General features: G+C 33.3%; 8 protein-coding genes and 1 pseudogene. 4 read left to right on the top strand and 5 right to left on the bottom strand.

The features are described from left to right. Window position 1: 1 nt before the first annotated feature. A complete protein-coding gene (locus tag P3F56_RS10215; RefSeq protein ID WP_342637151.1) occupies window positions 2-469 on the top strand; it encodes a hypothetical protein in 468 nt (155 codons plus the stop codon). Window positions 470-507: 38 nt separating this feature from the next. On the opposite strand, the gene P3F56_RS10210 is transcribed toward P3F56_RS10215, so the two are convergent. The 4 genes and pseudogenes from P3F56_RS10210 to P3F56_RS10195 form a co-directional block, all read right to left on the bottom strand. Then, window positions 508-990 carry an SRPBCC family protein gene (locus tag P3F56_RS10210; protein WP_281152736.1) on the bottom strand — a complete coding sequence of 161 codons (483 nt, stop codon included), beginning with the start codon at window positions 988-990 and terminating at the stop codon, window positions 508-510. A 2074-nt stretch (window positions 991-3064) separates the two neighbouring features. Beyond that, window positions 3065-3836: pseudogene (locus tag P3F56_RS10205) on the bottom strand (energy-coupling factor ABC transporter ATP-binding protein). 39 nt (window positions 3837-3875) lie between these two features. Next, a complete protein-coding gene (locus tag P3F56_RS10200; protein ID WP_281152735.1) occupies window positions 3876-4658 on the bottom strand; it encodes an ABC transporter permease in 783 nt (260 codons plus the stop codon). Window positions 4659-4716: 58 nt separating this feature from the next. Continuing rightward, a complete protein-coding gene (locus P3F56_RS10195) occupies window positions 4717-5454 on the bottom strand; it encodes a hypothetical protein (RefSeq protein WP_281152734.1) in 738 nt (245 codons plus the stop codon). 568 nt (window positions 5455-6022) lie between these two features. On the opposite strand from P3F56_RS10195, the gene ygfZ reads away from it, so the two are divergent. The 3 genes from ygfZ to P3F56_RS10180 all read left to right on the top strand — a co-directional run bounded on the left by ygfZ (window position 6023) and on the right by P3F56_RS10180 (window position 11621). Beyond that, window positions 6023-7072: a CAF17-like 4Fe-4S cluster assembly/insertion protein YgfZ gene (ygfZ, locus tag P3F56_RS10190; RefSeq protein WP_281152733.1), complete on the top strand. Its 1050-nt coding sequence runs from the start codon at window positions 6023-6025 to the stop codon at window positions 7070-7072. A gap of 2595 nt (window positions 7073-9667) precedes the next feature. Further along, on the top strand, window positions 9668-9940 hold the full coding sequence (locus P3F56_RS10185; protein WP_281152732.1) for a diacylglycerol kinase catalytic domain-containing protein: 273 nt from the start codon (window positions 9668-9670) through the stop codon (window positions 9938-9940). A gap of 562 nt (window positions 9941-10502) precedes the next feature. Beyond that, on the top strand, window positions 10503-11621 hold the full coding sequence (locus P3F56_RS10180; RefSeq protein ID WP_281152731.1) for a Gfo/Idh/MocA family protein: 1119 nt from the start codon (window positions 10503-10505) through the stop codon (window positions 11619-11621). A 2138-nt stretch (window positions 11622-13759) separates the two neighbouring features. On the opposite strand, the gene P3F56_RS10175 is transcribed toward P3F56_RS10180, so the two are convergent. Beyond that, window positions 13760-16069, bottom strand: coding sequence for a putative PEP-binding protein (locus P3F56_RS10175; protein WP_281152730.1), 2310 nt, complete (start codon window positions 16067-16069; stop codon window positions 13760-13762). Between the last annotated feature and the right edge of the window lie 25 nt (window positions 16070-16094).

Genomic DNA, 16094 nt, shown 5'->3' with positions numbered 1-16094 from the left:
GATGTTAGTACGAAAATACACCACTGACCATGGAAAAGTTTATAAATATGGCTTCGGAAGCACAGGTAAAACGTTATCTTGCTCATTGGTTTCAACTGGGCAAGATAACGTTTTACTTCCTAAGCGTCAACAAAAATTGTGTCCTAGTCAAATCTTTAGGGGCAACACCTATTCTAGTGAATTCGAAAGTTATTGGCAATACATCTTCGCCGTAGATGCTGATTGTTATTTAGAGGGCGCTGAACAAACTATTCAACAGTTATTGAGTCCTGAGTGGGAGGTAGTCGAGTGTGCAAGGTGTCGGATGCCTTGTCCGGTCGCTATTTCTGAAAGTGCTTCACCTGTGTGTCTTTGTGTTAACTTGTCTAGTTGGCCAAATACTAAATTACCATCCCCAAGAGCTGCTGTTGATAACAAAATCTACTTAGCTCGCATTCAACAGCGACTTGCAAAATCAAACTACGATTAGTTAGACTTTAGTGCATTTAACTAAGCAAAAGGAATTCATTAAGCTAATCTTTCGGCCGCGCTGGCTAACTCTGAGGCGACACGAGCAGAATAGGGTTTGATAAGCCACCAGATCAACGGGGATAACCATCCGCGCAAAGTCACTGAATAGGAAATATAAGATCCGCAAAGAGTAGATTCTACTTGATAGGTAATTTTCTGTTCAATTCCTGGAATCGCTAGAACTCGCATACTTAATAATTCCCCTGGCCTGACGTTTTCTACAAATAGACGAATGGGGATGGGGGTGAGGCGTGTTACTACTTGATAAATTAACCCTGGTTTTGCGATTAGCCCCAAAGGGACATTCGTTTTTGAGAACAAGGGATGCCAAGAAACATCGGCCAAATTAATTAGTTTCTGCCAAAGAACATCCACAGGTGCAGTACTAACAACACGATACCTTTTGTAGAGAGAAAAAGCACATAAAAGCTTACCTTTGAAGGTCATTAACATTAACTTAAAAGAGAAATTAAGCATCACAATCGGGTCTACTATGATAACTCTCTGGCAAATCTATTTGACTATAGCACCTAATGTCTGCAACACTCATAGTCAATTCAGAGGATTAACATCTAGTTAAAATGCAATGGCAGTGTGAGTTTCTATTCTCTGGGATAATTAATTATTATTCTTGAGAACATACTCTCATATCAGTTTTTACCTGCATAGAACAAAAGATTTTTAGTTGTAACGCAGGAGACAACAAGACGGAAAATACAAAGGAGATGTTTAGAATCCTCAACCGATTTTTTTTAAAAAAAAGGGATAGTGGTCTACTTCAGATTAATTTACTGTAAAAATAGATAATTAGTTTATATTGCTTGCTATGGAAAGTTCTTAAAGTTTTACCTGAAACTTAGCCGCGCTCAACTAAATAATTAATGACATGTTAAAACCTAATTCCATAAAAACTAAGTCTATAGAGTTTAAAGCTCTTTAACCATGTTGTCATCTTGTAGAATTAAAATTCCGACCATTTGAACCATCACAATTTTACTTATAAAGTCTTAGCTAGATAGATAAACCTTATTCTGATCAGACCTAATTTTAGCTTCTAAGCGTTAGTCACGAACTAAGAAAGTAAACGCTTGAGACTAAGATGTCTCAATACTAGTAGGATAGAACCTCCTAATTTAATAGGGTGAGCGGGATTTTTGTACCAAACTATCACAGAAATAATAAAGTCTATTTAGGAAAGGTAAGCTTCACCAGATCATATGAAAGCACGGCAAGTCCAACCGAAAGGCTTGATAAAAATGTGTCACACACCACTAACATACAGGTTATATCTGCCCAAATGTAATCACCAATGAGGTTCTTCATGCCTAAAGAACACACTGACGAATACTGGGATAGAAATAGAGGAAATGAGGAAGCAATGATGTTTCAAACTAACGTAGCATGAAGCTGATCAGTACGAAAACTTCGTAAAGGGCGGTCAATATCCATAGTCCACCAATTTTACACTAAAGGGTAAAGTCTCCTTGAACTTTAGATCCTCAGAGGAACAAGCTAGAGTGTTCGAATGCATTAGCAGAAGAAAATACAGCTACGGTTAGGAAGTTGGCTTCTTCGAAGTAAGAACTAGCAAACTTGTGGGTGTATCAGAATAAAGATGGTTCTGGTTAACCATCTATCGAGTACGAGGTAAGCGTAGAGGAATAGGAATAAGCCAGACTAACCAACACAAACCGATTACGCTTGAGCTAGTCAGAGAGGAGGGTTTGGTATCCTCTCTGTGAAACGCTTCTGACTGCAATAGTGATAGTGTTTAATCCTCTTGCTAAAACTTAAATCAATAGACAAAATTTCTTAACGTTTGTGTTTTCTAGTTTTGGTCATTTAACCCTATTTTTTATAGGATGAGACCTAAGAAAAGCCTTGCGGGTTGACTAAGTTGACTTTTCTTTAGAAGTTCATTAAGCTCAGTTCCACTGACTAGAGAATTAATCGTTGGATTATTAAGGTTTATAGACTTAGTACAAGCTAAACCTAAACTTTTTGGTAGTTTCGGAAATTATAGGTGGAGCCCTACTTTAGGCTATTTTTCAAAATTGTTAGCAAAAGACTTACAATGATAATTAAATCTTTTGCGTAATTATTTCTTGAATAACTTAATTTAATTATTTAGTTTTACTAAACAATTATTTGTAAATGGTTAAACTTAATCTGTAATTTTCGACTTGAATTTTGTATTTGCCTTGATAGCCCTTCATTCTATCTATGTATCCTAATTTTAAAAAAATTTTACTTTCAATTTTCTAAAAACGAGCAATTAAATACAAAAATAAGAGTTTAGAAGCTAAAATTCGGATTTTCTAAGCAAAAGCTGCAACTGTATTTCCTAATCTTTGATACTCTACCGACGGAACAATATGAAAACTTTAGAGCAATTTTTCTGATCTTACTGATAATTTATTTGAAGTAGATGGAACTTTTTTACAAAAACGATCTGTAAGAAATGATACTTTAGTTTAATGTTTTGCAAACATGAATGTTATGGACGTTAAGCGATAGTTTAGTTAATCTTTTTGTGTGCAAATATCTGACTCACTCAAGGAGTATCTCCTAAATTAGAGTAAGGACGACTGTAACTGAGAGGTGGTTCTAAAGTCTGTTTCTCCAAAAAATTTTGATTGCTCATTATTCTGTCTTTCTAACCATCATAGACAATCTGACTTTGGTTAAGAATAATAGTGCGCTCACATAATTTTCACGCTAGCTAAATCAAGAGCGTGGGTAGCGGCAATTAATTGGGTTAGAGAAAGAGCCTGTAGCAAGCCAATAAGATAGCGTCGAGAACGGGAATTAAGTTGAGACGGAGGTTAACCTAACACTAATACTTGAGGCTGCATAGCTAAAAACCGGGCGATCGTTACCCGCTTTTTTTCTCCTCCTGATAAATTATCAGGGTTCCTTGAACTATAAATTTGGGGATCTATTTTCATCGCTTCCATAGCCTCTAAAACTCTTAACTGTAGTTCTTTTCCCTTGATACGATTATTTTTCGGTCTAAAAGCGATATCATCCCACACAGTATGTATAAGTAGCTAATTTTCAGGAGGTTAAAAAATTAAACCGACAAAATTTCTGATCTTGGTAAGATTTTTAGGATTAACTTCCTACTGCCCTACTTTAATAGGTCCCGACTGAGGTAGAAAAATTCCATTGAGGTGAAATTTTAGGGTGGATTTTCCTGATCCATTTGCTCCAATTAAGGCAACTATCTCTCCCTCTTGAACTGATAAGTTAATTCTATTCAGAGAAGAAGTACCATCGAGATAACTATAGCTTATATTTTTAATTTCAATAGGGTTATCACACATTTTTCCCAATAAAAAAATCTTTATTTATCATAGTCAAAATCAACTAGAAGCACTGGTATAAAAACGAAGGGCAAATTGCCAGAAATAGTGAGAGATAAATAAGAGGGCTAATGCTATTAGTGCTGCGCCTAAAATCCATGAAGCTTCGATTTTTCCTAAAAGTACTTCCGCCGGAACAGTAGTCAGAAAAATAACAGGAATTACAAAGGTAAAGAAAAAACGATAGACCGCAGGATAAGCACTAATGGGATATCTGCCTGCTTCTAATAATCCTCTGAGAACTTCGGTAACATTATAAATTTTAACAAACCATACACTGGTTGCTCCTAAGATAAACCAAATACCATACAGTATGGTGATACCCAAAATTGTTGTTATAAAACTGAGTATATAGTCTCCTAGATGTAAAGATAGTTTAGAACTAAAATAGAAAATTATAATTACTCCAAAAACCAAATCTGAAAATCCCCAAGGAGATAGAATTCTACAAGACAACCAAAATTGGCTACTAATTGGTTTCAGTAACACAAAATCTAGAGTTCCCTTCTCTACTTGTTCAACAATTCGGTTTAAATTAGGGACTAAAAAGGTAGCAGAAATACCTTGTAGGAAAGTAAACATTCCTACCACTATCATCGCTTCGTCCCAAGTCCATCCATGAAAGGTATAACCTGTTCCATAGAATAAGAATAAGCTAAATAAACTCCCAATAAAATTAGCAAACCCGCTAATCATAGCAATTACAAAGTTTAATCGATATTCTAATTCTGCCGTAATTGCTGTTGTCCAAAATAATCGTAAAACTTGTAAATAGGTTTTCATTCTAGTTTATTACTTACTAATTTACTTCACAACTTTTCTCAATATCTATGACATTAAACTATGGCATTAATTCAAACATAATGCCAATTTTACTATCTTTTTTAATCTGTGAATTTTGTCTTTCAATTTTAGTAGCTAATCGAATATTTTTAGTAATTGCATAACCAAAAGAAATAGTTATAATCCCTACTTCAGTATCTTCACCAGGGGAAATAAAACTGTGAGATAATGAAATATCAGATGCGCCAGTACGTGATAAAGGAAGGACTAATTTACCTCCAATGTTAAACCCACTTTCAGAATAGTCGTTAGTGTAGATTGAACGATATCCTACCATGGGAGCAACATTAATATAATTCCCCAAAGGCAACAAATAATATTGTAAGTTAAGCCCTCCCGCATCTCGTCTTCTAAAAGAAGTTTGATAGTCACCACTAATTGTTAAACCCGTTTTTCCAATAAAAATATCATCAACCCCAATATTAATTCCTCCCTCATGTTCAGTAGAAGGAAATTCTGCGTATCCTATCCCCACACGTGTTCGAAAACTCGGATCAGTATGAATATCGTATAAGACATTAGGAATCTTATTTAACCATTTTTTTAAGACGGGGCTATCTTCAATAATTTCTGATGGTAAATCAAAGGTATTTTCAATCAAACCATCCTTAATAGGACTAACCTCTGATGATGAGAATTGACTATCAGCTGGAGTTTCCAAGATAAAGATTAGTAAAACATTGGAAATGATGATATGCAACCAATGCAATCTCAGATGTAATTGTTGTTCGGGCATTATTTTAAAAAAGGAAACACCGCCAGGCTAGCATTATACTATTTTTCGACGCCGGTGTGGAGAAAAAATTAAATTCCATTAAATATTTTCTTAATTTTTTGGATTATTGCAATTAGTCTTTTAATTTTAATTAAAAGACTAATTGCAATAATAAAACTCATATCTTAAAATATAGAGAATACTACAAAAAGTAGAAGTTATCATTTAACCTGTTTTTATTCAGGTGATGAATAACCTGCGTAAACATTTATAAAAAATAAGTCAAAAGACAATTTATGAAAAAGATAAAATTATTTATCCTGGTTATTAACAATGTTTGACTTATAAAAAAATCTTTTACAAAAAGTAAATAATAATTTTATATTGAAGTTTAATTTATAGATTATGATATGTATGTGCTCAGACGTAAGATTTTTTCTGTAACAGTTGATTAGCAGGTATTTGATGTTAGTCATAATCTATGAAACAGGAAAAGTTGAGTGGCAACGGTTAGACAAAAAAGTTTAACGGATTGTACACTAAATATTTAGTTGACTAACTAGTTAATCTAGTACAAAATTATATTTATATGATACAAGAATTACGTAAAATTCAAAGACAATCCGGGGCAATTTTGATAGACAATGAGACAAGAATTAATAGTTTTAGTAATGATGGTGAAGGCTTTAAAACAGCTTATGACCGGGCGGTCATTTATGATTGCAGTCATTGGGGACTACTAAAACTCACAGGAGATGATCGCTTACGTTTTCTTCATAATCAAACTACTAATAATATTAATAAATTAAAACCAGGACTAGCTTGTGATACCGTTTTCGTCAATTCTACTGGTAGAATTATTGACTTAGTCACAGCTTACGTCACAGACGACTCAATCTTGATTTTAGTTTCCCCAAACCGTCGTCACTTCTTGATGGAGTGGATGGACCGATACATCTTTCCCATGGATAAGGTGAAAATTACAGATGTTTCCGAGAAAAATATTGTTTTTACCTTAATTGGTTCTGAATGTACTACATTACTAAAAGAAGGCGGAATTAATGGTTTAGCTGAACTTCCACCAGAAAGTCATTATTTAACGACTATGGGAGGAGCTTCTATGAGGATAGCTGTGGGAAGTGGTTTAGCTATCCCCGGTTATACCTTAATTATTCCAATCAATCAAGCCAAAACTGTTTGGGAGCAATTAATGCAATTAGGAATTATTCCTATCGGTGATCGCGTATGGGAACAATTGCGAATACGACAAGGAAGACCAGTTTATGATCAAGAATTAACAGAAGATTATAATCCCCTAGAAGCAGGGTTATGGCGAACTATTTCCTTTGAAAAGGGCTGTTATATTGGGCAAGAAACCATTGCTCGTCTAAACACTTATAAAGGAGTCAAACAAAGACTATGGGGAGTTAAGTTAAGTCAAGATATTCTACCAGACACTCCGATTATTTTGGGTAGTAAAAAAGTAGGGATTTTGACTAGTTTTACTGAAATTAATCAAAATTTTTGGGGGTTAGCTTATATTAGCACTAAAGCAGGAGGAGTGGGATTAAACATTCAAATAGGAAAAGCAATAGGACAAGTGGTAAAAGTACCTTTTTTAACCCATGAATATTATTAAACACTTGTTGTTTAAAAGACTTTTTACCGAAAAAATACTAAGTAAGGCACATTAGGTCAACTTTTGATTGTTTATGACCTCAGCCAAAATTTTTATAAGGCTGTAGCCCGCAATATATAGGCTTTTATTTATTAGCATGGCGTAACACTCCCTAAATTTTTCTTAAGATTTATGGCTTTCCCAAAAGAAATATGGCAACAGAATCAAAGTATAGTTGTTTTGTGTACACTGATATATCAAATACTTATTTTTACATATAGACAAAGATTATTTTGCTTAGTAAAGATGAAATAACTTTTCTAAAAAAAAGAAAAGATACGACAGTCTAAGTAAGTATAGAAAGTTAAAAATCTATAGCTCTTTTATAAGAAATAAATCAAGAGATAGTAGCGTAATTTTCTTAAAACTTAGTTTTCGAGGCATTGAACTAAAGATAAGAAGTTTAGTATAGATTATTGAATGTTCTATAAGAGTTTCATCAAAGAAATACTTTCTAATACTAAAGTAGTAGTAAAAATATTTCACATAATGAAACAGATAAAAAATTTAAAAATAAAATAAGAAAAATAGAAGAATGGCTACAACTCCTAGTAAATATTCTTTGTTCAAGAAAAAAGAAAGTCTGAGTCACGAAGAGAAAGCTAAGATTGAATAAGGTTTAAAAATTTTTCTAGTCTTAGAGAAGATGTGTTAAATATAAATAAAGAGGAGAATATCTGTCAGATAATAAGTAGATAGATTATAAAATCGTAGCTTTTTAAAAAAATCGAACTGTCCAAAAAGTAGTAGGAGTAACCAATCATGAAACTAAACCGATTAAATTATAAATATATGGTTGGATTTTGATATTAGTATATATCTTTTATTTATAAGTTTTTAGCTACTTTAATTTTTTTAAAGATTTTCTTATTGACAATAATTGATTAAATCTCATTTAAAATATGATAGTTAGTAATAGTAAATCCTTCTAGATTTAGAATGTTATTCGTTAAACTGAGTTAAGCATTTGATACTAAGAGTTAAATTGAACAATATTTAATATAACTTAAAAATATTGTAGTTTTTTTCATGAAAGGCAATTTTTTTAGTTAAAAATTAAACTTTAAACTTTATTTTTAAAATTTCGATATATATATTTTTTTAAAAAAAATAATGAGTTGGTGAATATGAATAGTTTTGGATAAAGTTCCATTAAATTACCGTTTAAATGTTTAAAACTAAATATAGATAGTTTAATTAAAAACTAAAGTAGATAAACAGATTTTTTTAAAAAAATTACCCTACAAAATATTGCTTAAGACAAATATAAATAAAATTTATCTTGCTTTAATTTAGATGCGTAAAATAGTTTGCTTTTTTGACGTTTCTTTAAGGTTATTCACTTAGTATGATTAACAATCATTATTCTTAAATGCAAAAAATTAAGTGATTGTCTTTACAAAAAGTAAATTTAAACTTTAATTTATAATTCTCGTTATTTTGTATTTACTCTGTCTAGTTAGTTTTCAACTAACTAGACAGAGTAAACTGATTGGCTCACAGGAAAAAGTAGGCTAATTGTCTAGATGTAAACCAGAATATTGCTAAATTTGCTGTTTGTGCCTTAGAGCTCCCTGAAACTAAACAAAAAACTTTTCCTGTTGTCTGGTTGAAAACTTGGAAAGCCGAAAAAAATATTCAACGCTGTGAAAGATTATCAGGAAAAATCGTTAAAACTTTACAGGTTTCTTTGAGACTTCTTCTTTTTCTGCGGAGACTAACTCTTTATTTCCAATGGATGTATAATATTTCTACTCACTTAACCTCTGTTTAAGTATCAGTTAGCAATCAACCTCTAAATACGTCTGTAGACGGAGTTTATCAAACCTTTGTTCTTAGATCTCAAAGGAACAACTACTTTACGATTCTATCTATAAGAATGTTTTAGTTAAATTTTAAAAAAGCTTAAAGTAATTAATTTTAAAAAGAACAAATTGAAGAAAAAAAAGAGAACAACTTTTAAATCTTTAGTTTAAGTAAATCTTGATATAAGACAGCCTGTTGTGCCAAAGGTAGGTATCATTTTTAACGATACCTACCTTTGGCTGTCAAATTGTTTTTGAATTGCGTGACAAGCCGACAGCCCATAGTTGTAGGATGGTATTATGAACTGACCGAGGGGGACTTCTCCGCTATTTCTAACCCTGAAGGCTTGTTTATCATACTTGTATTGACTATCTTTTTCTTCCTAAAAAAGACACAAATATGGTCTTTGTAATCATTTTAGGGGGGAATAAAACTTTTTCTCTGTCTATCAGCAACTTTATTTCTGTAAGATTCCTTGATTAGCTTTTGATTTTGGTAACATAGGTTTCTAAACTCTAGAACAAGTTTTGACCGATAACTACGAAATTGAGGAACGGACAGTCCTGACGGTGCGATTCCCTAGGAAACCCTATCATGTGTCACTTTAAAGTCACAATTGATAAAGGCGCCCCTGTGGATATTGCCACTAATGACATTACGAACTCTACACCAAAGAGGTTAACTTGCTTATTCTCTGAGTATAGGAAATCCTGGAGGACAGCAAATGTTCCCGTCTTCTAATTAGTCTTGATGTATCCCCATTCTCCAGCTTCCAATTCTCTAGTGTTTTCAGATAAGGAAGTGGTCAGGATTTTTCCAGCTACTCTTAATCGATTGATTATTGTGGTTGATGGTAATGGAGGACTTTATGTCTCACCAGAGGATCGAGTTCATGTAATAAAACTGCTCTACCTAGCCCATTCTATTCGTTTAGAATCCCCTGAATTTTTCCGTCTTCTACAAAAGAGATTAGGGTTAAGACTCCCCCATGCTGCCAAACTAACTTCTGTTGAATTTCCTTGACAAAAAATTTAAGTTTCTTCCTCTCTTCCATAAAAAAAGTTTAACTATTACTTTTATTTTACTTTTTTTCTATGAAATTTTGTAAGCGTCAAAGCTTGGCTTAAATTAGTTTCTGAAAAGTTAGGTTAGTTATCATAACAATAGACTTAAAATACCAGAGAAACCATGAGAAATAATGAAAAAAATGAGGTGAGTAAAACTATAAAAAGTACTTCGTTGTCAACGGAGTTCATAGACTATTTACCCGAGTTTATAAAAGAGATATCTTCGTAATTCTAATTGAAGTTAGTACAGATTGCCCATGATGAAATTACTACTTCATCACGGGTACCTCCTTATTGAAGAGGACAGTTATTTAGATACATTTAAGCATTAAGATATCTAAAAATGTCTCAATGCTTAAATGTGTCTGAATAAATCTTATGAAGGTTTTTATTATATACGATATAATATCCCATTTTTAAATTTAAAGTCATGGTATATTCATAAAATAGAGTGGTTGTTAAAAAATAGATAACAAACTGCTATGCGATAATTATTAATATCAATTAAAACAAGAATTATGTCAACTGTTCATGTCGCTGTTATCGGAACTGGTTTTGGTAAAGCTGTCCATATTCCAGGGTTGAAACACCATTCTCGCACCGAGGTAATTGCTGTTTACAATCGTGACTTAGAAAAATCCAAAGCCATAGCAGATTCTTACCAGATCCCCTATTATTTTGATAATTTTGAAAAACTTTTATCTCTACGTGAAATTGATGCTGTTAGTCTTTCCACACCTCCGTTTCTCCACTATAAAATGGGTAAACAAATTTTGGAAGCAGGTAAACATCTACTTTTAGAAAAACCTATGGCGATGTCAGCGCAAGAAGCAAAAGAACTTTATCATCTAGCGCAACAAAAAGAATTAGTTGTCACAACAGATTTTGAGTTTCGTTATGTTCCTGCATGGCAACTTTTATCGGAATATTTACAACAGAATTATGTGGGACGAATTCGCCTGATTAAAATTGATTGGTTAGTAGCGAGTCGTGCAAACCCAGAACTTGCTTGGAATTGGTATTCCCGTCGGAATCAAGGAGGAGGAGTTTTAGGGGCGATTGGCTCCCATTCTTTTGATTATATTCACTGGTTATTTGGACCTGTTAAACGATTATCAGCTCAAATAGTTTGTGCAATCAAAGAACGTCCTGATCCTAAAGATAATAATAAGTTTAAGCCTGTTAATACTGATGATACGTGTTTATTGATGTTGGAATTGGACGATGGAATCCCGTGTCAAGTATCCCTCAGTTCAGTAACTTATAATGGACGCGGACACTGGGTAGAAGTATATGGTGATCGTGGTACTTTAGTCTTAGGAAGTGATAACCTAAAAGACTATGTTCATGGCTTCCATTTACAAGCTGCCCCCGCAGGTCAACCGCTAACAGAAGTTGAAATTCCTAAACGATTAGCATTCTCTGAGGTCTTTGCCGATGGACGATTAGCCCCATTTATTCGAGTTCTTGATCGTTGGGTAGAAAGTATTGATCAAGGAAAGTCTTTAACTCCCTCTTTATATGAAGGAGTTTATTCTCAATTAATAATGGATCTAGCCTATGAAGCAAGTGATAAGAACTGCTCGGTAGATGTTCCAAATTTAGAACAATATATAGACTTTATAGACGTAAAATAATAAATCAGTAGCTAATCACTTCCAAAACTATTATCATGATTGTACTCTATAACTACAAAAACTTGATTTTTATAACAAATAAAAGTTAAAAGTCTTGCTTGGCAAAATTTTAACTTTTATTTGTTATTATTTTTTTACAGCTGGTCTAGAAGAACTTTGATTGATTTATTCTAGAGTTGGAACAACAAAATCTTACTATTGCAACAGTGGATATTTTATACATAATACAAATGAAAAATAATTAACTAGAAAATAAACAAAATAAGTACTGAATTAAAAGCAATTGAAGCTAAGTTAAAACTAACTACTATAAAAGTCAAAAATTATGGCTTACTTGTATAAATTTTTACGATTATATGGAAATAGATCACATCTAAGTTTTTAGTGATAATCTCAGAGATTATTGAAACCATTAATAATTTTTTATTTAAACATAATGATAAATGATAAATCTCAAATGAATACAGATTAATTTTCTATTGTAAGAACATGAGTTCGATTTCTTTACCCTTTTATAAAAAAGCATTTTCTAAAAAGTCAGCTATCATCGCTTTATAGAGCTCATGTGCTAGACAATGATTTTAATATGCTGTTTTTTACAGACTCGCACAGTAAAAATTACAAAAATTAGTTTCATTAATTCTAATCCGAAGAGTACACTGAGTTTTTGAAGGCTTAGTTGAATACCTCTAAAATCCTGTAAGATGACATTACGGATTTAAAACGCATTTAATCATAAACTATTGTAGTAAATATTGATTTTTAAGTTAACTCTAGGCAACATCGATGACCGTAAACTACTTCCTAAGTTAATGCAATATTTAATTGGTACATTATTAGCAAATTATTGGGAGGCAGAGTATATTCTTCTCAAGAACTCTTTGAAAAGCTGTATCAACAAGGACTTCAAGTAATTCCCTTTCATCGACAGATGATAAAGTAAAAGTTAGTAAAACTGATTGATAAAATCTTACTTGGTAAGCGTGTTAAAATTTAAACAGTTAAACAGTTAAACAGTTAAACAGTTAAGGACCAATTTGAAAATTTATCTAAGATTAAAAATTCGATAAACTGGAGTCTTTATAACTGTTATATTAACATTTTTTCTATACTGATTGCTTATCTATATTTACCTAAAAAACTTTTTCTATTTTTAGACTTAAAAGCTAAGACAACCTTGTATTATGCTGCGTTTAAACAAAAATATCAATCTCGATTATTGGCGCTTACTATATGAGATGAGCGTCAACTTCCTCATGTACTAAGAGAGATCTTAACAAGAATAACAGCGTTTAAAATCTAGCGTTATTCGCGTAGTAATAGATTAAAATATAATTTTTGAAAATAAATTTTACGTTTGCTGACTAAATTAATAGATTGCGTAGATAACCTGTGCTTTTATAGCTGAACTTTTCCCGTTGCTTCAATTTTACTTTCAATAAACCACTTGTATGTATCGAGTAATTACCAAGAATGATAACCATATCTATTCTTTTTTATTTTTTGTACTTTTTAGTTTTATATATCTTTTTATCTAAAGTTTGTTAGATTTTATACATTTTTAATATAGGATATAAAGCAGTTATTTTACTCGTTTTTAGTACTTTTTATTTTTAGCTATTTAAAACTAATTTGACTAATTTTTTGGGTAGTGAATTTTGATTGTTTATATTCAAAACAAATAGATACCATAAGTAAATTTGTCTCTCCATAAAAATTTCTTAAAAAAAATTTTATTTTTTTCTTCCATTTACTAGCGAATCCCGCTATTCTTTTCTTTCTTAAATAATTTATCTAGAAATTGTTTTTTAAATTGTATTTTCTAATAGTTCCATCCAATCTGTAATCTCTTTAACTTTCTTAGCCTCTTACATTTAGATGTAATGTCTGCTAGATGTAATGTCTGCGTTCTCATTCTGGAGAAAATTTTGGTGTCGCTAGTCAACTTTGATAGTTTTTACCTTTCTAATTATGTTAGCCAGACTTTCAGGCAGTCTACTATCCAGCAATTACTTTTTTTTATAGTATTTTTATATTTCATACCTATTTGAGTTAACTCATTTAGTTTAAAATAACTAATACGAGATAATTGTTATTATCAACCATGAAGCATATGTCTGAATAGGACAGCTTTCAAATTAGTTTTTTCTTTGTTGTCTGATAAATTCTAAAAGTAATTTTTTTTCAGCTCTAGCGATTGCTTGATAAGTTCGTTCTACCGCTTCAGTTTCTACCGAAATGTTGGTAATTCCCCACTGGACTAAATCCTCAACAAGATCGGGATATTGACTAGCTGCTTGGCCACATAAACTACACGAAATTCCCAACTGATGAGACTTTTTGATGAACTGTTTCAGAACTTTTTTTAACACAATTGGACAAGGTTGGGCAGTATCACTGAACTCGGGATTATCTCGTTCAACTCCAAACAGTAATGGAACTAAATCATTGGTTCCAATTGCAATTCCTTGAACTCCTGTATTAACGTATTCCTCTAATTCAAAAAGAACCGAGGGAACTTCTGCCATGATCCACAACTCAAAAGTTTTGGATTCCATTAATCCTGCTTGTTCCACTCGATGACGACAAAAGCGAAATTCCGCTACACTGCGAACAAACGGTAGAATTAAACGGAGATTATGAAATCCTTGTGCTTGAACTTGAGCTAATGCCCTCAATTCCCAGTCAAAAAGAGTTGGATTAAGTAAATAACTAGCTGTTCCCCGACAGTCACCTCTAACTGTAGCATTAATTCCTTGGCATGATTGACCATCAAAAGACCGATAAAACACAGGACGGGGAGTAAAACTAGTCGTAAACTCGCGAATACATTCACAAATTTGTTCAACAATCTGTGTAGGTTCGGATTCATGAAGCCATTGCTCTAGGGACTTAGGAGAACATAAGTTTAATAGCATCAATTCTGATCGAACCAATCCAATACCATCAATGGGTAAATCTATGGCCTTGACCAAAGAACTTGGTTGACTAACATTGACCATTAATTGGGTAGCAATAGGATAAGACAATTTTGAAGACATCTCCCGGGAATTCAAGGAAAAAGTAAGGGAAATATCATTTTGGGGTGATGTATGATAATAAATTGTTCCACTTCTACCATCTAGAATTATAGAGTCACCAGTTTTAAGTAATTTTGTTGCCCTCGACACTCCAACCACCGCAGGGATATTTAATTCTCTGGCTAAAATAGCTGCATGACTAGTCATTCCTCCTTGTTCAGTGATTACTCCTACCGCTTGTTTTAACAAAGGTAATTGGGAGGGGTGAATCTCTTTAGTGACAATGACACTCTTCTGAGAAGACGGGGGGCTGGGGGCAATTTCCCCAGTTATTATTTGAATTAATCCTTGGGTACGACCAGGGGCTGCCCCAATTCCTCTCAGGAGGGGTTGATTTTCCACGATTATTGGTTGTTTTCGAAAAGACAATGGATGAACTTGGGAACTTGAGACACCAGGAATAATCTCAGTGATAGCTAAAGTTGGAAGTTGGGAATGCTCAGATTCAAGCCATGTCCATTCTAAAGAACTCCAAGATAACTCATCTTGACTAAGATCCTCAAGTAATGGATAGATTTGACTCAGGATGGATTCATCGAGACAGTATTGCTCTTGTTGAGGAGAACTCAACACATAAGCTCCTAGAGGGCTTTCAAGATAGTTAACATCGCGGGACACGTCTTTATTTTCGAGTCGATAAGCACGGGTTTTATTCCCTAATTCTCTATCAATAACTAGGCTAGTAGTGCGATCAAAGACAAAGCGATCAGGCAAGACTTCCCCTCCCCATAAACTTTGGGGTAAACCCCAAGTGGCTTGTATTTCAAAAGTTTTGGGAGACACGGTAACAATACTTGAGACGATCACATTGGTTAACGGTTGAACCAAAACCCCTAGATTTAACTTTTCAATGGAAATGTCCATTCGTTGCCCATAAAATAGGCTTTGCGCGCTCAACAACTGACACCAAATTTGTTTAATGGCTAATTCTAAATCTTGGGGTAACTTTTTACAGACTTGAGGCACGATTAAGTTAGCAAACTCTTGTTTAATGCCCAAAGAATTTCCTAGAGAACCCTGTACTATTAAAAAGTTGCTAGGCAACTGCTCAACGGCTTGTGCAATAATCTTTCTCCATTGATCAGGGAAATAGGTATGAACAATAGCTTGACGACTTTGTTGTGCTGCTAACTGCAGGGACCTAAAGTTATCTACATCAAAATACAGGGAGGATGTGGGAAAATCCGCCAATAAAGAGGTGGAATCGTCTAACCTTCCCAAGAATTCTCCCCAAGTTTCTGAGCCGATAACAAATCCAGGAAAAACTGGATAGCCTTTTTTTTTGAGTTGGCTCAGTATCCAGGCCTTTTCCCCAACCCAAAGGCGATCTGCCGATTCAATCTGAGATAGCCAGTAGAGTGTTATCACTGTCGGGATGATGACTGAACCACGA

Source organism: cyanobacterium endosymbiont of Epithemia clementina EcSB, assembly GCF_029919255.1.
Lineage (GTDB): Bacteria > Cyanobacteriota > Cyanobacteriia > Cyanobacteriales > Microcystaceae > Rippkaea.
The sequence above is the reverse complement of the archived record's forward strand: the minus strand, read 5'-3'. Positions and strand labels throughout refer to the sequence as shown.